Annotated in this window: 22 protein-coding genes; 9 read left to right on the top strand and 13 right to left on the bottom strand. The window is 65.5% G+C overall.

The window, feature by feature from the left end; genetic code table 11:
• Positions 1-286: 286 nt before the first annotated feature.
• The 7 genes from O6P39_RS22190 to O6P39_RS22160 form a co-directional block, all read right to left on the bottom strand.
• Positions 287-1,615 carry a DUF58 domain-containing protein gene (locus tag O6P39_RS22190; RefSeq protein ID WP_275608568.1) on the bottom strand — a complete coding sequence of 443 codons (1,329 nt, stop codon included), beginning with the start codon at positions 1,613-1,615 and terminating at the stop codon, positions 287-289.
• Positions 1,612-2,619: a MoxR family ATPase gene (locus O6P39_RS22185; RefSeq protein WP_275608567.1), complete on the bottom strand. Its 1,008-nt coding sequence runs from the start codon at positions 2,617-2,619 to the stop codon at positions 1,612-1,614. Before O6P39_RS22185 ends, O6P39_RS22190 begins: the two co-directional genes overlap by 4 nt.
• On the bottom strand, positions 2,616-3,881 hold the full coding sequence (locus O6P39_RS22180) for a DUF4350 domain-containing protein (protein ID WP_275608566.1): 1,266 nt from the start codon (positions 3,879-3,881) through the stop codon (positions 2,616-2,618). Before O6P39_RS22180 ends, O6P39_RS22185 begins: the two co-directional genes overlap by 4 nt.
• The gene (locus O6P39_RS22175) at positions 3,878-5,455 is read right to left on the bottom strand and encodes a DUF4129 domain-containing protein (protein WP_275608565.1); all 1,578 of its coding nucleotides are present in this window, start codon (positions 5,453-5,455) and stop codon (positions 3,878-3,880) included. The genes O6P39_RS22180 and O6P39_RS22175 overlap by 4 nt, the downstream gene beginning before the upstream one ends.
• Positions 5,442-6,428, bottom strand: coding sequence for a stage II sporulation protein M (locus tag O6P39_RS22170; RefSeq protein ID WP_275608564.1), 987 nt, complete (start codon positions 6,426-6,428; stop codon positions 5,442-5,444). Before O6P39_RS22170 ends, O6P39_RS22175 begins: the two co-directional genes overlap by 14 nt.
• Positions 6,425-7,165: an RDD family protein gene (locus O6P39_RS22165; RefSeq protein ID WP_275608563.1), complete on the bottom strand. Its 741-nt coding sequence runs from the start codon at positions 7,163-7,165 to the stop codon at positions 6,425-6,427. The genes O6P39_RS22170 and O6P39_RS22165 overlap by 4 nt, the downstream gene beginning before the upstream one ends.
• 88 nt (positions 7,166-7,253) lie before the next feature.
• The gene (locus O6P39_RS22160) at positions 7,254-8,021 is read right to left on the bottom strand and encodes a hypothetical protein (RefSeq protein WP_275608562.1); all 768 of its coding nucleotides are present in this window, start codon (positions 8,019-8,021) and stop codon (positions 7,254-7,256) included.
• A 428-nt stretch (positions 8,022-8,449) separates the two neighbouring features.
• Between O6P39_RS22160 and sbcB the strand changes: the two genes are divergently transcribed.
• Entirely contained in the window at positions 8,450-9,880 is a 1,431-nt protein-coding gene (gene sbcB / locus O6P39_RS22155) for an exodeoxyribonuclease I (RefSeq protein ID WP_275608561.1), read from the top strand.
• A 60-nt stretch (positions 9,881-9,940) separates the two neighbouring features.
• Here the strand turns inward: sbcB and mvaT are convergent, their stop codons facing one another.
• Positions 9,941-10,315 (bottom strand): histone-like nucleoid-structuring protein MvaT, encoded by a 375-nt coding sequence (gene mvaT / locus O6P39_RS22150; protein WP_275608560.1) that lies wholly within the window; start codon positions 10,313-10,315, stop codon positions 9,941-9,943.
• Positions 10,316-10,575: 260 nt separating this feature from the next.
• Between mvaT and purU the strand changes: the two genes are divergently transcribed.
• Both purU and O6P39_RS22140 read left to right on the top strand, forming a co-directional pair.
• The gene (purU, locus tag O6P39_RS22145; protein ID WP_207886010.1) at positions 10,576-11,427 is read left to right on the top strand and encodes a formyltetrahydrofolate deformylase; all 852 of its coding nucleotides are present in this window, start codon (positions 10,576-10,578) and stop codon (positions 11,425-11,427) included.
• Positions 11,428-11,517: 90 nt separating this feature from the next.
• Positions 11,518-11,703 carry a hypothetical protein gene (locus O6P39_RS22140; RefSeq protein ID WP_275608559.1) on the top strand — a complete coding sequence of 62 codons (186 nt, stop codon included), beginning with the start codon at positions 11,518-11,520 and terminating at the stop codon, positions 11,701-11,703.
• Positions 11,704-11,706: 3 nt separating this feature from the next.
• On the opposite strand, the gene O6P39_RS22135 is transcribed toward O6P39_RS22140, so the two are convergent.
• From O6P39_RS22135 to upp, 3 genes are all read right to left on the bottom strand, one after another.
• Complete coding sequence (locus tag O6P39_RS22135) at positions 11,707-12,705, bottom strand: lysylphosphatidylglycerol synthase transmembrane domain-containing protein (protein WP_275608558.1); 999 nt, start codon at positions 12,703-12,705, stop codon at positions 11,707-11,709.
• Positions 12,706-12,865: 160 nt separating this feature from the next.
• Complete coding sequence (locus tag O6P39_RS22130; protein ID WP_275608557.1) at positions 12,866-14,167, bottom strand: uracil-xanthine permease family protein; 1,302 nt, start codon at positions 14,165-14,167, stop codon at positions 12,866-12,868.
• A gap of 3 nt (positions 14,168-14,170) precedes the next feature.
• A complete protein-coding gene (gene upp, locus O6P39_RS22125) occupies positions 14,171-14,809 on the bottom strand; it encodes a uracil phosphoribosyltransferase (RefSeq protein WP_275608556.1) in 639 nt (212 codons plus the stop codon).
• Between the two features lie 155 nt (positions 14,810-14,964).
• Here upp and O6P39_RS22120 point away from each other — a divergent pair, with 155 nt between their 5' ends.
• The 3 genes from O6P39_RS22120 to O6P39_RS22110 all read left to right on the top strand — a co-directional run bounded on the left by O6P39_RS22120 (position 14,965) and on the right by O6P39_RS22110 (position 17,639).
• Entirely contained in the window at positions 14,965-15,522 is a 558-nt protein-coding gene (locus tag O6P39_RS22120; RefSeq protein WP_275608555.1) for a hypoxanthine-guanine phosphoribosyltransferase, read from the top strand.
• A gap of 1 nt (position 15,523) precedes the next feature.
• Positions 15,524-16,000 (top strand): WbuC family cupin fold metalloprotein, encoded by a 477-nt coding sequence (locus O6P39_RS22115; protein ID WP_275608554.1) that lies wholly within the window; start codon positions 15,524-15,526, stop codon positions 15,998-16,000.
• A 214-nt stretch (positions 16,001-16,214) separates the two neighbouring features.
• On the top strand, positions 16,215-17,639 hold the full coding sequence (locus tag O6P39_RS22110; RefSeq protein ID WP_275608553.1) for an aldehyde dehydrogenase family protein: 1,425 nt from the start codon (positions 16,215-16,217) through the stop codon (positions 17,637-17,639).
• Here O6P39_RS22110 and O6P39_RS22105 read toward each other — a convergent pair.
• A complete protein-coding gene (locus O6P39_RS22105) occupies positions 17,623-18,540 on the bottom strand; it encodes a LysR family transcriptional regulator (protein ID WP_275608552.1) in 918 nt (305 codons plus the stop codon). The two genes, O6P39_RS22110 and O6P39_RS22105, sit on opposite strands and share 17 nt — an antisense overlap.
• Before the next feature lie 137 nt (positions 18,541-18,677).
• On the opposite strand from O6P39_RS22105, the gene O6P39_RS22100 reads away from it, so the two are divergent.
• The 3 genes from O6P39_RS22100 to O6P39_RS22090 all read left to right on the top strand — a co-directional run bounded on the left by O6P39_RS22100 (position 18,678) and on the right by O6P39_RS22090 (position 20,491).
• Positions 18,678-19,163 carry a hypothetical protein gene (locus O6P39_RS22100; RefSeq protein ID WP_275608551.1) on the top strand — a complete coding sequence of 162 codons (486 nt, stop codon included), beginning with the start codon at positions 18,678-18,680 and terminating at the stop codon, positions 19,161-19,163.
• Between the two features lie 98 nt (positions 19,164-19,261).
• On the top strand, positions 19,262-19,549 hold the full coding sequence (locus tag O6P39_RS22095; RefSeq protein WP_275608550.1) for a PA4642 family protein: 288 nt from the start codon (positions 19,262-19,264) through the stop codon (positions 19,547-19,549).
• Positions 19,550-20,089: 540 nt separating this feature from the next.
• Positions 20,090-20,491: a glyoxalase/bleomycin resistance/extradiol dioxygenase family protein gene (locus O6P39_RS22090; RefSeq protein WP_275608549.1), complete on the top strand. Its 402-nt coding sequence runs from the start codon at positions 20,090-20,092 to the stop codon at positions 20,489-20,491.
• Positions 20,492-20,561: 70 nt separating this feature from the next.
• Here the strand turns inward: O6P39_RS22090 and mqo are convergent, their stop codons facing one another.
• Positions 20,562-22,055: a malate dehydrogenase (quinone) gene (gene mqo, locus O6P39_RS22085; RefSeq protein ID WP_275608548.1), complete on the bottom strand. Its 1,494-nt coding sequence runs from the start codon at positions 22,053-22,055 to the stop codon at positions 20,562-20,564.
• Positions 22,056-22,201: the final 146 nt, after the last annotated feature.

Genomic DNA, 22,201 nt, shown 5'->3' with positions numbered 1-22,201 from the left:
CTGTCGTCGGCGGCTGAGCTCGGCGTATCGGCGTACAACCGCGAACGGTTGTACGCTCTGTGTTCCTTTCTTATCCGCTTGCAGACGGCCAACCTGTAAGCGAGCTTGCTCGCGCACAGTGTTTCCAGGCCGCATTGATGCTGGGCTGTTCGCGAGCAAGCTCGCTCCTACGAAAAGCAGAAAGCCAAAGCGGTTTCCAGCGAAACATCCGCTCGCCCGAGGGCGAAACCCAATCTTTCAGTAAACGCCGAAGCGGCGCAGAAACACCGAACAAGACGGCGTCGCCCTACAACGCCCCCGCCTTCTTCCACCCCAGGTAGCGGCTGACCAGCTCCGGTCCGAGCTGGCTGGGGCGTGCGTCCAGCACCGGCACGCCATGGGCCACCAGCTTCTCATGCAGCCCGGCGCGGGCATTCAGGTATTCCACCGTGCCGCAGTAGGCCAGCGCTTCTTCGTAGCCCTCCACGGGTGACTGCCGCAGCCGGTCGAGCACTTCCTCGCGCAGGCTGGCCACCAGCACCCGGTGTTGCCGTCCCAGCCGCTTCACCGCGGCTACCAGGTCTTCGTCATCCTCGTCGCGCAGGTTGGTGATGATCACCACCAGGGCACGGCGCCGTTGGCGGGTGAGCACGGCCTGCACCGCCGTCGCGTAGTCCGCCGCGCGCTGGCTGCTGTCGAGGTCGTAGACGCCATTGAGCAGCACGCTCAGCTGCGCGCTGCCCTTGCCTGGCGGCAGGTGCCGTGTCTGGTCGCCGGCGAAGGTCATCAGGCCCACGGCATCGCCCTGGCGCAGCGCGACATAGGCCAGCAGCAGGCTGGAGTTGAGGGCATGGTCGAAGTGCGACAGGTCGCCATCGTGGCTGCGCATGCGCCGGCCGCAGTCGAGCAGGAAGAGAATCTGCTGGTCGCGCTCGTCCTGATATTCCCGGGCGATCGGTGTGCGTTTGCGCGCGGTGGCTTTCCAGTCGATTTGCCGCAGCGTGTCGCCGTCGCGGAATTCGCGCAGCTGGTGGAACTCCAGACCCAGTCCGCGGCGCTGCCCGGCGCGTACGCCGATGCGGTTCAGCCAGTGGTCCACGGCCATCAGCTCGGCGCCGTAGATGCGCGCGAAATCGGGGTAGACGCGGGTTTCACTGCGTTCTTCCAGATAGCGCCGGCCCTTCCACAGGCGCAGCGGGCTGGACAGTTCCAGCTCGCAGCGGGGGAATACGAAATGCCCGCGCGACAGGGGACGCACGCGATAGCCCAGCTCGGTCTGCTCGCCCGGGTGGAGTTCGACCACCTGCGGCAGGTGCTCGAAGTCCATGGCGCCGGGCAGGTGATCGAACACGGTCACCCGTTGCACCTGCGCGTAGCGATGGTGCAGTTGCAGGCGTACTTCGCTCCAGCGGCCCAGTGGCAGGTTGCCGCTCATCTGTCGCTCCAGGCGCGGCGAGGGCAGGCGGCGCAGCCACAGGGCGTCGGCCAGGGCGAGCAGGCCCAGGGCGCAGAGGGCGCCCCACCAGAGGCGGCCGAGCAGCGGCGCCGGAGCGTCCAGGGCCGTCGCCGTGCCCAGGGCGATGGCCACGGCCAGCAGCACGCCGAGCAGCTCGAGAAGGGCGCGCGATGGCTTCATAGGCGCGGCGCCGGTACCTGGTCGAGCAGTTGTTGCAGCACCTGATCCACCGACAGGCCCTCGATGTCCAGCTCCGGCGACAGCCGCACGCGGTGCCGCAGCACCGCCAGGGCGCTGCCCTTGACGTCGTCCGGCAGCACGAAGTCGCCGCCGCGCAGCAGCGCCCGCGCCCGCGCGCAACGCACTAGCGCGATGGATGCGCGCGGCCCGGCGCCCAGGGCCAGGCCCGGCCAGTTGCGGGTGGTGCGGGCGATGCGCACAGCGTAGTCCAGCACTTGGTCGTCGATGGGCAGGTCGGAGGCGATCTTCTGCAGCGCCATGACGTCCTTTTCCTTGAGCAGCGGACGAATCGGCGCCACGTCGAGCATGTCGCTGCGCGCCGAGCGGGTCACCTGGCGCACCAGGGTCTGCTCCTCGGCTTCCTGCGGGTAGTCGATACGCAGCTTGAGCATGAAGCGGTCCAGCTCCGCCTCGGGCAGCGGATAGGTGCCTTCCTGCTCGATGGGGTTCTGGGTGGCCAGCACCATGAACGGCTGCGGCACCGGCAGGGCGCGGCCTTCGAGGGTGACCTGGCGTTCCTGCATGACTTCCAGCAATGCTGCCTGGGTCTTGGCCGGCGCGCGGTTGATCTCGTCGGCCAGCAGCAGGTGGGTGAATACCGGGCCCTTGCGCAGCTTGAATTGCTCGGTGGCGAGGTCGTAGACCGCGTGGCCGGTGACGTCGCTGGGCATCAGGTCGGGGGTGAACTGGATGCGCGCGAAGCCGCCGTCGAAGCAGCGGGCGAGGGCGCGCACCAGCAGGGTCTTGCCCAGGCCGGGGACGCCTTCGATGAGTACGTGGCCACCGGCGAGCAGCGCGGTCAGCACATCGTCGATCACGCCCTGCTGGCCGATCAGCGCCTTCTGCAGTTCATGGCGCAGCGCCTGGGCCAGCTGGCTGGCGCGCTGGCGCTGGGCGGCCGGATTGGATGGCGGGCTGGCTTGTTCAGGTATCTGTTCGCTCATAGGGAATTCCTGAGGCTTTGCAGGTGGGCGACCTGGCGGGTGAATTCGGCGATGGCCATGCGTTGCTGCGGATAGGGGCGCATGGCCTGGCTGATGGCGCTGACCGGCAGCCGCGTCATGCGGCCCAGGGTCTGCCATTGTTCGGCGACGGGCAGGCGCTCGAAGCCCGGCTGGCGCTGCCGCGCCCGGCGCAGGATGTCGCGTTGCAGACCCTGCAGCAGGGCAATCTGGCCGCGCTGGCGGAGGACGAAATCGGCACCGGCGCGCAAGTGCTCTTCCAGTTGCCGGCGTCCGCGCGCCGGGCTTGGTTGCAGCGGGCCCTGGCGCATGCCCTGGCGCCACAGGGCGAGCGCCAGCAGCACGGCGCAGGCGACCAGCGCTTGCGGGAAGTAGCGCGCCAGCAGGGAGAACAGGCCGTCGCCGTCGGCGCGGTAGACCAGTGTCACGCTGCTGTCCTGGGTCAGGTACCAGAGCAGCCAGGCGTTGTCGTAGTCGCTCAGCTGGTTGTTCTGCCAGATCCAGTTGTCGGTCAGTACGGTGACCAGACCCTGGCCCTGCTGCAGTTGCAGCAGGTGAGTGGCTTCCGAACTGTTGGCCCAGGCGTAGGCGACGTTCTTCGAGTCGAACAGGTGGTAGTCGGTGTCGAAGTCGATGTAGGCCGGCGCCTTTTCGTTTTCCAGGTAGAGCTTGGTCAGCTTCGGGTAGGGATCTTCTTCCTCGGCGGGGGCAGCGAGTTCGGGGTCGGCAGCGGGGGCGGCCGGCTGCTCGGCCGGCTCTTCCGGCACCGCGGGCTCCGCATCGGTCTTGTCTTCCGGCTGGGCGGCGCCCTTGTCCTTGTCGAGGTCTTCGGTGAGGAACTGCTGCACGCCGAGGCGATCGAGCAGCAGGTCGCCGCTCTTGCCTTCTTCCTCATCCCACAAGCGTTCGGCGGTGACCACCAGGTGGCCGCCGCGGGAGGTCCAGTCGAGCAGGCGTTCGGTCTGCTTCGGCGTGAGGTTCTCGCGGCTGCCGAGCAGGATCAGTGTGTGGCCCTTGCTCGGCAACTGCTCCAGCACTTCCATTCCCTTGGCCGCGTTGACCTTCAGGCCGCGTCCGCGCAGGTAGGCCTCGGCGGCCAGATAGGGATTGGCGCGGACTTCCGGCGCGGGGCCGTGCTCGATGGTCTCGGGATAGGGCTTGAGGTGGGTGTAGAGGTAGTACCCGGCGACGCCCAGTACCAGCAGGGCGGCCAGGGTGATCAGCAGGGCGACGGAGCGCTTCATGGGCGCACCTCGTTGCCGAACAGGCCGCGCCATTGCCCGCAAAGCTGCTGCTTGAGGTCGTCCCGGGGCGTGCGATGACCGTAGGCAAGCGCCTGCCAGTGCTGGGTCAGGCTGCGGGTGAAGCTGTCCAGTGGCGGGTTGTCGAGGGCTTCGACACGTACCAGCACCTCGCCTTCCGTGGTGGAGTCGCGCAGTGGCACGCGGTAGTCATGCAGCAGGCGGCTGAGCAGTGCGCGGTACAGCAGGCCCAGCGCGGCGCGCGGTTGCTCGTCCCACAGGCGCTCGGCTTCGCTGGCGACATCTTCGGGCAGGGTTTCCGGGGCCAGTTCCAGGCCGAACAGCACACTCGGCACCTCGCGGCGCTGGCGCTGCGGCAGGCCGATACGGCCGGCGAACAGTCGCAGCCACTCGCGGTAGCGCCAGATCAGCAGGGCGACAACGCTGATCAAGGCGCCCCACAGCAGCACTTCGATGATCTGCGCGATGTACTTGAACGCCTGCCAGTGCTCCAGGGCCTCGAAGAAACGCTTCAGGCTCTGTTCGTCGTCCTTGCTCGGTTTGTCCTTGTCCTTGGGATCGTTTAGTCGCCAGCGGGTCACCGTCTCGCTGTTGCGGAACGGCGGCGCCGCCAGGATGGCTTCGGCGGCGTGGCGCGATTGTTCGCTGTTCAGCACCTGGTTCTGCAGGCGGGTGGCCTGGGGGCCGTTGGGGTTCTGGTCGGGTAGCGGGCAGCTGTAACCGGGTTGGTTCGCGGCCCAGGCGCTGGAGTCGGGTAGTGGCGCCAGGCAGACGGCGGCGATCAACAGCAGGGCATAGGCGCTGCCGATCAGGCGCTGGCGCAGGCGACGCAGCACCAGCTCGATATCCCAGGCTTCCAGTTCGGTGCGCCGGTTCAGGTAGAGCGTGAAGCCGCAGGCTACGTAGACCGGTTCCCAGACCACCAGAACCAGCGCATAGAGCAGATTGCTCAGGTGTTCCAGCCAGCCCCATTCGCCGTCGGCCAGACTGATCAGCGATTGCCATTTCCAGTCCGAGACCCACTGCTGCGGCAGCAACAGGTAGAGCAGCACGGACAGCCCGAGCCACAGGGCCGATTCGAAGTGCATGCCGATCAAGGTCAGCCAGGTGGCGCCGCCGGCGTTGCGCTGACCGAGGACCACCAGGCGCTGGCTGCGGGCCTGGCCCTTGAGGCCTTCGAGCTGCAGCACCGGCAGGTCGAAGCTGCGTGTCGGGCTGAAGCGGCGCCACAGCAGGCTGGGCAGCAACTGGTTCTTGAGCAGGCCGGGGAAGGCCCGTAGGGCCTGCCCGAGGGTGGGCGTGTCGTCGAACAGGGCTCGCGACAGGATGTACAGCGGCAGGCGCTCGAAGGCTGGCTTGAGCCACCAGAACAGCAGGATCGCCCAGCCCGAATGGTTCCACAGCAGCAGGCTGAGCACGGCGAACACCGGCAGGGTGACCAGCGCCCAACTACCCATCAGCAGGCCGGCGTGGCGGCGCGCCAGGAGAATCCCCAGGTCCAGGGCTTCCCATGGGCTGCGCGGACGGATGGCGACGCTGGCGTCAGTCAGGCGCATGGCGGCTCCGTCCGGCAAGCAGGAAATAACCGCCGACCAGCAGCCAGAGGCAGGCGCCGACGATGTACTTCACGGTCGCCGGGAACTGCGTGAGCGAGGACCAGTAGCCTTCGATGAAGGCGGCGATCAGCAGCAACAGGATTACCCCGCCCACCAGTTGCACGGCTCGGGCTGCCGCCTGGCGCAGCGCATCGAGGCGACTCAGGCGACCGGGCGCGAGCAACGCCCAGCCGAGCTTGAGGCCGGCGGCGCCGGCGAAGGTGATGGCGGTCAGCTCGAAGGCGCCGTGACCGATGACGAAGGACCAGAAGGTCTCGATATAGCCGACCTGGGTCAGGTGCCCGGCCGCGGCGCCGATCATCAGGCCGTTGAACAGCAGGAAGAACAGGCTGCCCAGGCAGAACAGCAGGCCGCTGGCGAAGGTCTGAAAGGCGATGCCGATGTTGTTCATGATGTAGAAGGCGAACATCTTCCAGTCATCGCCGGTGTCCCGTTCGCTCATCGGGCCGAGGCGCCGCGCCTCAGGCGAGTACATGGTCTCCATCTCCGCAACGCGCTCGGGTGCCATCACGCTGTAGGTGAGGTCGGGGAAGTGATAGGCCAGCAGCCCCATGAGCAGGGCGCTGCCATAGAACAGCAGGCTGGCGACCGCGATGAACTGCCACTCCTCGCGCACCAGGCGCGGGAAGCCGGCGGTGATGAAGCCGAGGATGCGCGCGCCGAGATGGCTGCGGTGCCGGTAGAACTGCTGGTGCCCGCGCATGGCCAGCTGTTGCAGGTGATCGATCAGGTGGCTGCTGTAGCCGCGTTCCTGCGCCAGTGCCAGTTGCTGGCAGATGCGCCGGTAGTCCGCGGCGAATTCGTCGGGGCGCTCGGAGGCTTCCTGGCGCTTGCCGTTTTCCAGTTGTTCCAGGCGCTTGCCGAAACGCTTCCATGCACCCTGGTGGCGTTGTTCGAACAGGGCCTGCTTCATGGGGTCACCTGGCCGCTGCCGAGCAGGCCGCTGGCGATGGCATTGAGGCGTGCCTCCGCGTGTTCGGGGGGGACGCCCAGCGGTTCGGCAAGGATGCCGGCCAGTTCTTCGCGGCGTGCCGCGGACAACTGTCCGGAGCGCTCGGCGAAGCCCATCATCGCGCGCTGTTCTTCCAGGTTCAGCGGCCAGGGCGCCAGCTGCGGCGCTACCTGGGGCGGCTGCGGACGGCCCGGCGGCGGATCGCGGTAAATCACCAGGGTGCCGGCGGCCAGGTCGCCCAGACGCTTGAACGCCGGATTGGACAGGCAACTGAGCAGGCCCAGGGCGTAGCCGAACGGCAGGATGTCGGCGAAGCGCAGCAGGTTGCGCAGCAGCGAGGCGGACCAGCCGATCGGCGTGCCGTCATCGTGGACCACGCGCAGCCCCATCATCTGCTTGCCGGGCGAGCGACCCTGGTTGAGCACTTCGAAGAGCACCATGTACCACCAGGTCATGACGAAGGTGAGCAGCAAGCCCAGGCCGGTGCCGAGCTGGCCGAGGAAGGCCAGCGCCATGAACAGGGCGAACATCAGCAGGGCGCGGATACCCAGGTCGATCAGGTAGGCGATCGCTCGTGGGATAACGCCGGCGGGACGCAGCAACAGGTCGATCCCTTCCGGCGTCTCCACGTGGTAGCGGGTATCCAGCGCGGGGCTGGGCGGACGTGCGTCCGGGCGTGGAACGGCGGCTGCGGTCAAGGGGAATCGCTATCGATGGCTGAAAGGCAGATGCTAGCCAGCGCGCTGCGGCGAGGCAACCGCGCTGGCGGCAATTGGCGAACGGGGTTCAATTGGCCGGTGGCAGTACGCCGAAGATGGTGCGGTACAGCACACCGATGCAGATGATTGCCAGCGGCAGCGACCAGACCATCCCGATACCGAGCGGAATGGCGCTGACCATGATGATCACGCCGAGCACGAGGAACAGCCCGAAGACCTTGAACCAGTGCTGGGTGATGGCCTTGCGCGAAGCTTCCAGGGCCTGCCAGGGGCTGAGCTTGCGCTCCACAGCCAGCGGGATCGCCAGGATGTAGGCGATGCTCAGGTAGATGCCGGGCAGCACCAGCAGCAACATTCCCAGGTAGATCAGTACGGTCATGATCAGGCCGGTGATCAGCAGCGGGATGAACAGGCCGAAGTGGCTGAACATCTCGTTGAAGGAAACTGGCTGGTCAGCGGCGCGGCGGATCCCGAGCATGTTGATGCCTGCCAGGAAGGGATATCCCACCGCGCCAGCAATGACTCCCACGACCAACTGCAGGATAGCTACGCTGGCGCTGACTTCGGTGCCGGACGCTGCGTAGCCAATGCCTAGCACCAGCCCCAGCGCGAAGCTGATGATCTGCACGACAACCCCATAGACGATGAAGCCAGCGATGATCAGCCCCTTGGTTCCGCTGACCCGCTGCCAGGCCTCCTGGATCACGTCTCCGATGGTGAAGTCGTAGCCTCTGGCCAGTGCTTCTTCGATGCTCGGAACACTGGAGCCCCGAGCGTCGTCCTGCAGTTGGCTGGTCGGAGGAGTGAAGGGGTTGATCGCGTTTTCGTTCGACATTTGGCAGTTCCGCTCTGCTGGTAAATAGGGGCTCGAAGTGTGCCGTTTTTGCTTGATTGGTCTGTCAGGAGAAGCGATGGCCAGTTGAGCGATCTTTCCTGAAATGGGGTGGGAGGTTGGGCTGTAGCTGGGCGGATGCTGTATGGGACAGCCTGAGCGATCCAGTTGCGAAGCCGTAACTGCAGACAGACGCCGTTTCCGCGGCGCGCGCAGCGAGCATGGCGGGAATGAGGGACAGGTCGCTCTGCGGAGGACTGCAGGGATTGTGCACAGAGATATCTTGCATGGAAGTTCCTTTCCTTCAGGCGAGTCCGTTGGAGGTGAAGCATAGGATGGCAGCTGGCCATGGGCCAGGACCGCAGTTTGGAAGTGAGGCAACGCGCACTGTTAGACTGCGGCGCAATCGCACGCAGGCAAGGAAACGCGCCATGACCGCCAGTATCTTCTGGTACGACTACGAAACCACCGGTATCGACCCGCGCCGCGACCGCCCCCTGCAGGTCGCCGGCATCCGCACCGACGAAGCCCTCAACGAGATCGGCCAGTCGCTGAATCTCTACTGCCGTCCCAGCGACGACATCCTTCCCCATCCGGCGGCCTGCCTGGTCACCGGGATAGTCCCGCAGCGGCTGGAGGAACTTGGCTTGGGCGAAGCCGAGTTCATGACCCGCCTGCATGCCGAGCTGGCGCAGCCGGGCACCTGCGTCGCGGGTTACAACACCCTGCGCTTCGACGATGAAGTGACGCGCTACAGCCTGTATCGAAACTTCTTTGACCCCTACGCCCGCGAATGGCAGGGCGGCAACAGCCGCTGGGACCTGATCGACCTGGTGCGCACCTGCTATGCGTTGCGCCCGGAAGGCATCGTCTGGCCCGAGCAGGACGGCGCCGTCACCCTCAAGCTGGAGCGCCTCACCGCCGCCAATGGCATCGACCATGGCCAGGCCCACGATGCGCTGTCGGACGTGCGGGCGACCATCGCCCTGGCGCGGCTGATCCGTGCCCGTCAGCCCAAGCTCTACGACTATCTCTACCGCCTGCGCAGCAAGCAGGGCGTGCTGGATCAGATCCGTATGCACGAGCCGCTGGTGCACGTGTCCGGGCGCTTCTCCGGGGCACGCCATTATCTGTCGGTGGTCCTGCCGCTGGGCTGGCACCCCCGCAACCGCAATGCGCTGATCGTCTGTGACCTGGCCGCCGATCCAGCGCCGCTGCTGGAGCTGGACGCCGAGACCCTGCGCCAGCGCCTGTACACGCGCCGGGACGAACTCGCCGAAGGCGAGCTGCCGGTCCCGCTGAAACTGTTGCACATCAACCGCTGCCCGGTGGTGGCGCCGCTGAAGGTACTCCGTCCGCAGGATCGCGAACGCATCGGTCTGGATGTGGAGGGATGTCTGGCAGTTGCGCAGACATTGGTTCAGGCCAAGGCGGTCTGGCAGGAAAAACTGGCGCCGATCTATTCCGAGGAAAGTTTCGCGACGACCGAGGACCCGGAGCAGCAGTTGTATGACGGATTTATCGGAGACCGGGACCGCCGATTGTGTGAGCAGGTGCGTCAGGCAGATCCTATGCGACTGGCCAAAGAGCAATGGCCGTTCGATGATCCGCGACTTCCAGAACTTCTGTTCCGATACCGGGCGCGTAATTTCCCGGAAACTTTGTCTGCCACCGAACAGCAACAATGGCAGGACTTCTGCCGTTTGCGCCTGAGTGCGCCGGAGTGGGGCGCGCCGAATACTCTGTCGAACTTCGACAGCGCAATGGCCGAGCAGATGAGTAATGCCGGTGCAGCAAACCGCGTGGTGCTTGAAGCCTGGACGAAATATGCACTCGCATTGCGCGGGCGCTATGGCCTCTAGCTGTTGCCAGGCAATAAAAAACGCCAGCGCAAGGCTGGCGTTCTTTATTGCGAGAAGGGCTTAGCCCAGCAGCGTGGCCCAGCCTTCAACGGCCTCGGCGCCCCACTTGGCCTTCCACTCCTTGAGAGTCTTGTGGTTGCCGCCCTTGGTCTCGATGACTTCACCAGTGTGCGGGTTCTTGTATTGCTTGACCTTGCGAGCGCGCTTGGTCACGGTGCTCTTGGCGGCACGCGGCGATTTGCTCAGCTTCGCGTCCGGATCGAGCAGGGCGATGATATCGCGCAGGGATTTGCCGTAGCTGCCCATCAGTGCGCGGAGTTTCTCTTCGAACTCAAGCTCTTTCTTCAGCTTGTCGTCCTGTTCGAGGGATTTCAGGCGCTCTTGAAGTTCCTTGATGGCTTCTTCGGTGGCGCGGTACTCATTGATCAGCGACATGTTGGGTACCTTGTTCTTGAGGTCCAGCGGTGGCGGATAGTTTGTAGCACCCATAATAGTCAGCACAGTTGTTCAAGTAAACTGCGAAGACAACTTTTGTGGGTAATTAGTCAAGTATTTAAGTTATTAGCGCGGTGGATTTAACCGGAAAACTTAGTGCCAGGCCTAATTGGCTCTCGTCGGCCACTCCCGCGCAGTGCTGAACTTTTCCCCTCCAGCCGCTAGAATGGCGGCCTTCGCGATGTATCTGGAGTACACCCATGCGCACTTTTCGACTGGTGATCGCCTGCCCTGACGGGGTCGGCATCGTCGCCAAGGTGAGTAATTTCCTGGCCACTTACAACGGCTGGATCACCGAGGCCAGTCACCATTCCGATAATGACAACGGCTGGTTCTTCATGCGGCATGAAATCCGTGCCGATTCCCTGCCGTTCGACCTCGACGGATTCCGCCAGGCCTTCGCGCCCATCGCGCGCGAGTTCTCCATGGAATGGCGTATCACCGACTCGTCGGTGAAGAAGCGCGTGGTGCTGATGGCCAGTCGCGAGTCGCACTGCCTGGCCGACCTGCTGCACCGTTGGCACAGCGGCGAACTGGACTGCGAGATTCCCTGCGTGATCGCCAACCACGATGACCTGCGCAGCATGGTGGAGTGGCACGGTATTCCGTACTTCCACGTTCCGGTGGACCCGAAGAACAAGCAGCCGGCCTTCGAGCAGGTCTCGCGCCTGATCGACGAGCACCAGGCCGACAACGTGGTGCTGGCGCGCTACATGCAGATCCTGCCGCCGGACCTGTGCCAGAAGTACCGCCACCAGGTGATCAACATCCACCACAGCTTCCTGCCGTCCTTCGTTGGCGCCAAGCCCTACCACCAGGCTTCGCTGCGTGGGGTGAAGCTGATCGGTGCGACCTGCCACTACGTGACCGAGGAGCTGGACGCCGGCCCGATCATCGAGCAGGACGTGGTGCGCATCACCCACCGCGACAACGTCGAGGACCTGGTGCGCCTGGGCAAGGACGTGGAGAAGCTGGTGCTGGCCCGCGGCCTGCGCTACCACCTGGAAGACCGCGTGCTGGTGCACGACAACAAGACCGTGGTGTTCGACTGATTCGCAGTCGGTCGTTCGCTACACTGGGTACTCCGCATGCGCCTGCCGTCGTTTGACGGCAGGCGCTGCGCCCAACCGGAGAGTGCCACGATGAACGATCCGAAGAACCCTGGCACCGCCACCCCGCCGCCCACTCTGGGCGAAGGCTGTACCAGTCGCTACGACCCCGAAGCCTTGAGTGAAGAGGATGGCACCGAGTTTCCCGGCGCCGCCGAACTCTGGGATTCGCTGAAGCCGAAAACACCGTCCGAAGGCGATAAGCCTGCCGAAGACTGAGTCTCAGCCTTTCTCCCGCAGCCCGATCAACCTGCGCAGCAACGGCCGCCCGGCCAGCAGGGCGAATACCGGCGCGCCCATCACCAGGTAGAAGTAGTAGGTCACCACGCGCCAGATCAGGATGGCCGCGGCTGCCGTGGATTTGCCCACCAGCGGGGCGAGCAGCGCGGCGGAAGTCAACTCTGTGCCGCCGGCGCCGCCGGGTAGCAGCGTAGCCAGTCCCGCGGCCAGCGACAGCAGCTGGATGAGGAAGGTCCAGGCCCAGTGCAGGTCCACGCCCATGGCGTACAGGGTGAGGTAGAGCACCGAGAAGCGCAGCGTCCAGTGGCAGCAGGTGAGGGAGAAGATCAGCGCCAGGCGGCGCTTGGGCTGGCGCAGGCTGCTGACCAGGGTGTCGCGGAAGTGCAGGCTCTTGCGCGCCCAGTGCAGGCGCGTACGCGGCTTCATGCCCAGGCGTGCGAACAGGCGTCCGATGGCCTTGATCACCCGGCGCTGGAAGCGGGCCAAGAGCACCACACCGAAGAGAATCCCGCCCAGTAGCGCGCCGCTGGTGATCAGTGAGGTCTCCAGGTTCGGGCTGACGCTGTGCGACAGGGCCCAGACCAGTACCGCCGCCAGCGCGCAGAGGAAGAACATCAGGTCGCTGAGCTGGTCCACGGCGAAGATCGCGCTGCTGTGCGCCGGGCGCATGCCGTGGCGCGACAGCAGGGCCATCAGTGTCAACGGGCCGCCGGTCCCGCCCGGGGTGGCGTAGAAGGCGAACTCCGAGGCCATGATGATGCCAACCGACTGGACCCGGCCGATGTCGCCGGCGCGGCCATTGAGCAGCACCCGCAGTTTCTGGGCGTTGATCAGCCAGCACAGGAGGATCATGCCGAACATGATCAGCAGGCTGTCGAGGGGGAAGGCCAGGACCTGGGTGAGCATCTCCGGGCCGCCCAGGGCCAGGGGAATCAGCGAGGCGCCGACCAGGCCCAGCAACAGCCACCAGCCACGTGTCACGGGCGCGCCTCCGGCAGGGGCGGAGGAGTGGGCAGGATAGGGTGGAGCGGCAAAGTGTGCTGGGTGAGTCGCTGTTTCATGCAGAGTGGACCGTCAGCGGAGGACTGCGTTCGCCGAACTTTCCGTGGGCAGGGCGCCGCCATCGGGCGGCGCCCCTCGCTCACTCGGCGGATTTCTCTGCTGAAGAGACGCCGGCGCCTTCTTCCAGCGCCTTGTTCTCCCAACCGTCTTCGCCCGGCAGGATCAGGTTCAGCAGGATGGCGACGATGGCGCACAGGGCGATGCCCTTCAGGCCGAAGTCGTCCGGGCCGGTGCCGGTGCCGATCAGCACGCCGCCGATGCCGAACACCAGGGTGACCGAGACGATGCACAGGTTGCGCGCCTGGGACAGGTCGACCTTGTGGCGGATCAGGGTGTTCATGCCCACCGAGGCGATGGTGCCGAACAGCAGGCAGAGGATGCCGCCCATCACCGGTACCGGGATGCTCTGCAGGATGGCGCCGAACTTGCCGATGAAGGCCAGGCCGATGGCGAACACTGCCGCCCAGGTCATGATCTTCGGGTTGTAGTTCTTGGTCAGCATCACCGCGCCGGTCACTTCCGCGTAGGTGGTGTTCGGCGGGCCGCCGAACAGGCCGGCGGTGGAGGTGGCGATGCCGTCGCCCAGCAGGGTGCGGTGCAGGCCCGGAGTCTTCAGGTAGTTCTTGCCGGTCACGCCGCCCACGGCGATGACGCCGCCGATGTGCTCGATGGCCGGAGCCAGCGCCACCGGGACGATGAACAGGATGGCCTGCCAGTTGAACTCCGGCGCGGTGAACTTCGGCAGCTCCAGCCAGGGCGCGGCGACGATCTTGGCCACGTCGACCACGCCGAAGGCGAAGGACAGGCCGTAGCCCACCAGCACGCCGGCGATGATCGGCACCAGACGCAGCATGCCCTTGCCGAATACGGCGACGATCAGCGTGGTCACCAGTGCCGGCATGGAGATCAGCATGGCGGTCTTGTAGGGGATCAGTTCGCTGCCGTCACCGGCCTTGCCCATGGCCATATTCGCAGCGATCGGCGCCATGGCCAGGCCGATGGAGATGATCACCGGGCCGATCACCACCGGCGGCAGCAGGCGGTCGATGAAACCGGTGCCCTTGATCTTCACCGCCAGGCCCAGGAAGGTGTAGACGAAGCCCGCCGCCACCACGCCGCCCATGGTCGCGGCCAGGCCGAACTGGCCTTTGGCGAGGATGATCGGGGTGATGAAGGCAAAGCTGGAGGCCAGGAACACGGGCACCTGGCGCCCGGTGACGATCTGGAACATCAGGGTGCCGAAGCCGGCGGTGAACAGCGCAACGTTCGGGTCCAGGCCGGTGATCAGCGGCATCAGCACCAGCGCGCCGAAGGCCACGAAGAGCATCTGCGCGCCGGAGATCACCTGGCGCCACAGCGGTTCATTGAATTCATCGGCCATGAATCAGGTGTCCTTCTGCTTGGTGCCGAAGATCTTGTCACCGGCGTCGCCCAGGCCCGGCATGATGTAACCGTGCTCGTTCAGGCACTGGTCGATCGACGCGGTATAGATGAGCACGTCCGGATGCGCATCGTTGACCGCCTTGATGCCTTCGGGCGCGGCCACCAGCACCATGGCGCGGATGTCCTTGCTGCCGGCTTTCTTGAGCAGGTTGATGGTGGCGACCATGGAGCCGCCGGTGGCCAGCATCGGGTCGATGATCAGCGAGCGGCGCTCGGCGATGTCCGGCGCGAGCTTTTCCAGGTAGGTGTGCGCTTCGAGGGTTTCCTCATTGCGCGCGACCCCTACGGCGCTGACCTTGGCGCCCGGAATCAGGCTGAGCACGCCGTCGAGCATGCCGATGCCGGCACGCAGGATCGGCACCACGGTGATCTTCTTGCCGGCGATCTTCTCCACCTGCACGGGGCCGGCCCAGCCTTCGATCTCGTAGTTTTCCAGCGGCAGGTCCTTGGTCGCCTCGTAGGTGAGCAGGGCGCCCACTTCCTGGGCCAGCTCGCGGAAATTCTTGGTACTGATATCGTGACGGCGCATCAGTCCGATCTTGTGGCGGATCAGGGGATGGCGAATCTCGAGTACGGGCATGGGCGGGGTCTCCGGACGGGCTGGCAAAAAAATTGCGGTAGCGTAATGCATCCTAGCTACCTTGGGCCACGATTGTCGGGGACTTTCGTCCGCTGACCCTTGCCCCATGGCACGCTGATAGGTACCTTTGCGCACTTTTTCACGGGAGAACCCCCATGTCCGTCGATCTCGCGCACATTCGCCAAGTCATGGCCGAAGCCGACTGCCTGTACACCAATGCCGAGGTGGAAGCCGCCATCGCCCGCGTGGCCGAGGCCATCAACGGCACCCTGGCCGAGACCAACCCGGTGGTGTTCTGCGTGATGAACGGCGGCCTGATCTTCTCCGGCAAGCTGCTGCCGCTGCTGAACTTCCCACTGGAAGCCTCCTACCTGCATGCGACCCGTTACCGCAACGAGACCACCGGCGGCGAGCTGTTCTGGAAGGCCAAGCCGGAAATCTCCTTCATCGACCGCGACGTGCTGATCATCGACGACATCCTCGACGAAGGTCACACCCTCTCGGCGATCATCGACTTCTGCAAGCACGCCGGCGCCAAGCGCGTGCATACCGCCGTGCTGATCGACAAGGACCATGACCGCAAGGCCCGTCCGGACCTGAAGGCCGACTACGTGGGCCTGTCCTGCGTCGACCGCTACATCTTCGGCTACGGCATGGACTACAAGGGCTACTGGCGCAACGCTGCCGGCATCTTCGCGGTCAAGGGGCTCTGACATGACCGGGCCGCGTTTTCTCGACAGTGCGCTGTTCGACGAGGTCGCGGCCCGCGCCGCCGCCAGCCCCCGGCGTCGGCAGAACCACAACTTCCACGAGCAGAGCGAGCCCTGCCACCGGCTGCTCAACGCGCTGCAGCCGGACAGCTACATCCCGCCCCATTGCCATCGCCACCCGGACAAGGCCGAAAGCCTGCTGGTGGTGAAGGGCGCGCTGGGTCTGCTGATCTTCTCCGACAGCGGCGAGCTGCTGACTACCCGCGTCCTGCGCGCGGGCGGCGAATGCGTCGGCGCCGACCTGCCGCCGGGCACCTTCCACGCCATCGTGGCGCTGGAGCCGGACAGCATCATGTTCGAAGCCAAGGCCGGCCCCTTCGTGCCGCTGGGCGAGGACGAGCGCGGGCAATGGGCGCCGAGTGAGGGCGAGGCGGACGCCGCGGATTACCTGGCCTGGATGCGCTCCCAGTTTCCCGCCTGAACAGGCTCTTCGGCTTTTCGTAGGAGCGAGCTTGCTCGCGAACATCCCGGCGCCGATGGGAATGTCTGGCGCGAAGCGGTTCGCGAGCAAGCTCGCTCCTACAGATCCCTGATGCATCTATTCACATCGATGTATGCATGGGCAAGCGAGCATTTTTCCCAATGCATGCCCTGCCTATCCTGCGACCCTCACCAAAACCCGCCCCGAGGTTCGCATGTCCCGTCTTCTCTATATCGATGGCCAATGGCAGGCCGCCGACAGCGGCGCCGTACTGCGCCCGATCGCTCCCGCCACCCGTGAAGCGCTGCCGGAAGTCGCCTGTGCCGGCGTGTCCGACATCGAGCGCGCCGTGGCTGCCGCCAAGCGTGCCTTCGCTGACTGGAAGCTGACCAGCGCCGCCCAGCGCGCCGGCTATCTGCGCGCCTTCGCCGAGCAGCTGGAAGCCCGCCGCGAAGCCCTGATCACCCTGCAGATGCAGGCCAGCGGCAAGCCGCGCCTGGAAGCCGAAATCGACATCGGCGACGCCATTGCCACCTTCGCCTACTACGCCGAACTGGCCGACCAGCTGGACGCCCGGCAGAACGCCGAAGTCGCCCTGCCGGACGCCGGCTATCGCTCGCAGACCCGCTTCGAGCCCATCGGCGTGGTCGGCCTGATCGTGCCGTGGAACTTCCCGCTGGTGACCAGCGCCTGGAAGGTCGCACCGGCCCTGGCGGCGGGCTGCACCGTGGTGCTCAAGCCCTCGGAAATCACCCCGCTGATCGAGCTGGTGCTGGGCGAGATCGCCGACGCCATCGGCCTGCCTGCTGGCGTGCTGAACCTGGTGCCGGGCCTGGCCGATGCCGGCGCAGCGCTGTGCAGCCATCCGGGCATCGCCAAGCTGTCCTTCACCGGCAGCAACGTCATCGGCCGCAAGGTCATGGAAGCCGCCGCCGCGCGCACCCTGCCGGTGGGCCTGGAACTGGGTGGCAAGTCGCCCATCCTGGTGTTCGAGGACTGCGACCTGGACGACGCCGTGCAGTGGATCATCGCCGGCGTCTACTGGAACGCCGGGCAGATGTGCTCCGCCACCTCGCGCCTACTGGTGCAGGCATCCATCGCCGAGCCGCTGCTGGCCAAGCTGAAGCTGGCGGTGGAAGGCCTGCGCGTCGGCGACTCTCTGCTGGGCGAGACCGACATGGGCCCGATGACCAGCGAAGCGCAGTACCGCAAGGTGCTCGACTACTTCACCGTGGCCCGCGACGAAGGCCTGGCCTGCCTGACCGGTGGCGAAGCCGGCGAGGGCTGGTTCATCCGCCCGACCGTCTACGCCGACGTACCGGCGGACAGCCGCCTGTGGCGCGAGGAAATCTTCGGTCCGGTTCTCTGCGTACGTACCTTCAGTGATGAAGCCGACGCCCTGCGTCAGGCCAACGACAGCGACTTCGCGCTGGCCGCCACCGTGTGCAGCGCCGACCTGGAACGCGCCCAGCGCGTTGCCGAGAACCTGGAGGCCGGCAACGTCTGGCTGAACTCGCCGCAAGTCGTCTTCCCGCAGACCTCCTGGGGGGGCGGCAAGCGCAGCGGTATCGGCCGCGAGCTGGGCCCGTGGGGCCTGTCGGCGTTCTTCGACATCAAGCACATCACCGCGCCGCGCTGATCGGCGTTACGCCGTGTTCCAGGCGCAGGTCTTCCATCAGCGCCTGGAGCGCTTCGTTGTGCCCCGGCTCGTCGCGCACCACCAAGCTATGGGTGATGCCGTAGCCGAGGCTGTCCGGCAGCAGCGCGCGCATCTCGCCCTGTTCCACCCAGCGTTCGGCGTAGTGGGTCGGCAGGTAGCCCAGGTGCGTGCCTGCGCGCACCGCGTGGAGCACCGCTTCCATGTGCTGGGTAAACGCCGTGCTGCGCTGCGGGTCGGCCGGCAGTTGCACGTCGGCCACCGCATAGCCGTGCTGAATCCAGTTGCAGCTTTCCAGTTCGGCGGCGTCCTTCACCGGCTTGTCGAACAACGGGTGCTCGCTCCCGCAGAACACCGCCACGCGCTCGTGGTACAGCGGTTCGTAGCGCAGGTTCGGCAGGCGTCGGCTGAAGCAGGCGATGGCCAGGTGCAGGCGGCCACTGAGCACCAGGCGTTCCAGTTCGGTGGACGACTCGATGAGGAAGTGCAGGCGTACGTCCTGGTCGCGGCGGTTGAAGCGCGCCAGGGTCTGGTGAATGCGCGCGCCGGGCAGGGTGGCGACGTTGTCGGCCAGGCCCAGGTGCAGTTCGCCCACCAGGCGCCCGGCCAATGACTGCACCTGGTCGCGGAAGTCGCCGAGCGCGGCGAACAGATTCTGCGTGTAATCCAGCACCCGCTCGCCTTTCTCGGTCAGGCGGAAGCCGCTCTTGCCGCGCTCGCACAGGCGATAGCCCAGGCGCGTTTCCAGGCTGGCGATGTGCGTGCTGATAGTCGACTGGCCCATGCCCAGCTCGCCCTGGGCCGCGGAGAAGCCGCCGCAGCGCACCACGCAGGCGAAGATGCGCAGCAGGCGCAGGTCAAGATCGGAGACGTTGTGCAGCATGATGAGGTAGTGATTGGTCGATGTAAGAGTAGTGTTGCGTTGAAGGCTATCAATGTATCGGCGGGTGTGCCATGTGCGCCTGTCGTGGCGCTTCGGGGCCGTGCTAGAGTGCTTGGCCCTGTCCTGCGGAGGTGATGATGTCCGTTCGCATACCGGGCGCCGCGTTGGTGCTGGCGCTCTGTCTACCCCTCGCGGCCTTCGCCGCGCCGCCGATGCACAGCCAGTTCCTGCCGCCGGACGATGCTGGCCTGCGCCAGGGCGAGCCGGAGCAGCAGCAACTGCTGCAGGTCACCGAATACAGCGTGGTGCTGGGCAACCAGCGCCAGTCCAACCAGCAGCCGATCCCGATCACCACGCCGGCGTTGCTGCGCCTGAAGGGCAAGCCGTTGAACAAGGGCGCGCAGATCAGCCAGGTGGTGATCAGCTTCGATGCCGAAGGCAAGAGCCTGAAGAAGCCGGTCTATGACGACAAGACCCGGGTGCTCAGCCTCTCTTACCCCCAGGCGTCCTATCCGAGGCTGCTCGACCTGCTGCGCAACGGCACTGTCTACGTACAGTTCCTGAGCTACGGCAATGGCCATATCTGGGCCGATCTGCACACCGGGGCGGTGCGCGCGCGTTGAGCCGCGCACGGCGCAGGGTTAAACTGCCCGACCCGTGGTGCCCGGCCTGAGCCGATGCGGGCCGCGATCCCCGAGACAGCCGTAGAGAGAAGCGAGCGATGCGTAAAGACAAGAAGCAGGTGATTGGCGAAGAAATCGGCGACGACGCCATCAAGCTGTTCCTCGACGTGGAACCGGCCGACGACACCCCGGCGTCCCTGCACAAGCTGGTCAAGGCCTATCGCGGCCTGCGCATCGATGACTTCGAGCGCTTCGTCGGCTTCTTCGTCGAGGCCGGCTACGACCTCAACGCCAAGGACGCCAAGGGCCAGGATTTCGTTGCCCTGATCCAGGACCAGCGCCAGGCCGAGCCCTACATCGAAGTGATCAAGGCTGCTCGCGGCTGATCGCATCGAAGCGCTGAAAAGCCCGCCTTGTGCGGGTTTTTTCGTTTTGACGGTTCGCGAGAAGGATTGTGGGTCTCCGCTGGCCTACGAAAAGCAAAAAAGCAGTTTCCAGAGGACTGTCCGCATGCACCGGAGCGCCCCTTCAGGAGGCCGAGCGGAATCGGAGATTCAGGGGTTGAGCGGCATGGATGCCGCGAGAGCCGCGATGGGCCAGGGATGGCCCTTCGCGGCGAGCCCCTGAAGCTTCGATGGAGCGAGGGAACCCCGGCGAAGCCGGGGCCGGATGATGGGGCAGAGACTTTTGCCTACTTTGCGTCGTTTGGCAAAGTAGGTCGCCCGAGGGGGCGAAACTAGAAGTCGCAGAACACGCCGGAGCGACGCTGAAAACCCAAACAAGAAGAATCGCGGAAAGAGTCCGCTCCTACGGAGGGTGTCACTTTTAGTAGGGCCGAGGGTGTCCGGTCCTTGCTCGCGAACCCATCTCCGATTCCCCGCCTAGACTTCTCCATACAACGATAACGACAAGGCGAGGACGAAGCCGTGCAAGTACAGCCCTATCTGTTTTTCCATGGACGCGCCGATGAGGCTATTGCCTTCTACCAGCACGCCGTGGGCGCCCAACTCAACATGCTGATGCGTTACGAGGAGGCGCCCGGCCCGTCGCCGGTGCCGGACGGTTGGCTGGACAAGGTGATGCACGCCAGCCTGCGAATTGGCGAGACGGACGTCTTCCTGTCCGATGGCCGTGGCGAGCACAACTCCACCTTCAATGGATTCTCCCTGCACCTGACGCTGCGTAGCGTGGTAGCGGCGGAGCAGGCGTTTGCCGCGTTGGCGGAGGAGGGGCGGGTGGAGATGCCGCTGGAGAAAACCTTCTGGGCGCAGCGCTTCGGCATGCTCACCGACCGCTTCGGCGTAGGCTGGATGGTCAGCTGTCACTGACCTCTTGCCTGGAACGAAAGCAGAAACGAAAAAGCCCGCCGGAAGGCGGGCTTTTTCATGAGCGCGAGGCTCAGGACGCGGCGACGATCTGCAGACGGTCGGCGGTCATCTGGTTGACTTCGCGGTAGACCGCGGCGTCGGTTTCCAGCTGCTTCTCGCGGGCCGGGAAGATCTCCTTGAGCTTCGCGGTCCACTCGGTCGACTTGTAGCGCTCGGGGAAGCAGCGCTCCAGCAGGCCCAGCATGATCGACACGGTCACCGAGGCGCCCGGCGAGGCGCCGAGCAGGGCGGCGATGCTGCCGTCCTGGGCCGCCACCAGTTCGGTACCGAACTGCAGGATGCCGCCTTTCTTCGGGTCCTTCTTGATGATCTGCACACGCTGGCCGGCGGTTTCCAGACGCCAGTCGGCCGGGTTCAGTTCCGGGTAGAACTTGCGCAGGGCTTCGATACGCTGGTCCATGGACTGCATGACTTCCTTCACCAGGTAGCGGGTGAGGTCCATGTTGTCGCGGGCCACGGCGAGCATCGGCAGCAGGTTGCTGGTGCGCACCGAGAGCGGCAGGTCGAGGAACGAACCATGGCGCAGGAACTTGGTGGAGAAGCCGGCGTACGGGCCGAACAGCAGGGAGGTCTTGCCATCGACTACGCGGGTGTCCAGGTGCGGCACGGACATCGGCGGGGCGCCGACTTCGGCCTGGCTGTAGACCTTGGCCTGGTGGTGCTTGACCACTTCCGGGTTGTCGCAACGCAGCCACTGGCCGCTCACCGGGAAGCCGCCGAAGCCCTTGCTTTCCGGGATGCCGGACAGCTGCAGCAGCGGCAGTGCGCCGCCGCCGGCGCCGAGGAAGACGAACTTCGCCTTGACCTTGCGGGCCTCGCCGGTCTGGGTGTTCTTGATGTCCACCAGCCAGCCGTCAGCGCTGCGCTCAAGGCCGACCACTTTCTGGAAGTAGCGGACTGCGCTGCCTTCGCGGCTGGCCAGGTAGCTCAGCAGTTGGTTGGTCAGGGCGCCGAAGTTGACGTCGGTGCCGCTTTCCACGCGGGTCATGGCGACCTGCTCGTCGGCCGGGCGGCCGGGCATGGTCAGCGGGGCCCACTCGGCGATCTTGCCGCGGTCCTCGGTGTATTCCATCGAGGTGAAGGCATGGTGCTGGCTGAGAAGCTCGAAACGCTTCTTCAGGAACGGAATGTCCTTGCCACGCACGAAGCTCATGTGCGGAACAGGGTTGATGAAGTTACGCGGCGAGCCGAAGGCTTCCTTCCCGCTCAGGTAGGCCCAGAACTGCTTGGACACTTCGAACTGGGCGTTGATGTTCACCGCTTTCTTGATGTCGATCGAGCCATCGGCGGCCTGCGGGGTGTAGTTCAGCTCGCAGAGGCCGGCGTGGCCGGTACCGGCGTTGTTCCACGGGTTGGAACTTTCGATGGCCCCGGACTCCTGCAGTTCGACGATCTCAAGCTTGACGCTCGGATCGACTTCCTTGAGCAGGACAGCCAGGGTTGCGCTCATGATGCCGGCGCCTACCAGCAGCACGTCCATCGATTCGTAATCGTTCTGCGCCATTAACGCGTCTCCAGAAAACTATCAGCAGCCAGTTGTGACAGGGGCCTTGCGCTCACTGCGCGTGAAGCCGCCTGTCCGAATTCTTCTCGGGTCGCGTGCGACCCTCCGCGAATGCCTTCGGCCGGGATTGGAGGAGGAGAAAGCTG

Origin of the sequence: Pseudomonas sp. PSE14 (assembly GCF_029203285.1) — a bacterium.
In the GTDB taxonomy this organism is placed as follows: Bacteria; Pseudomonadota; Gammaproteobacteria; order Pseudomonadales; family Pseudomonadaceae; genus Pseudomonas.
Note: the sequence above shows the minus strand (reverse complement) of the source record. Positions and strands in the feature narration are given on the sequence as shown.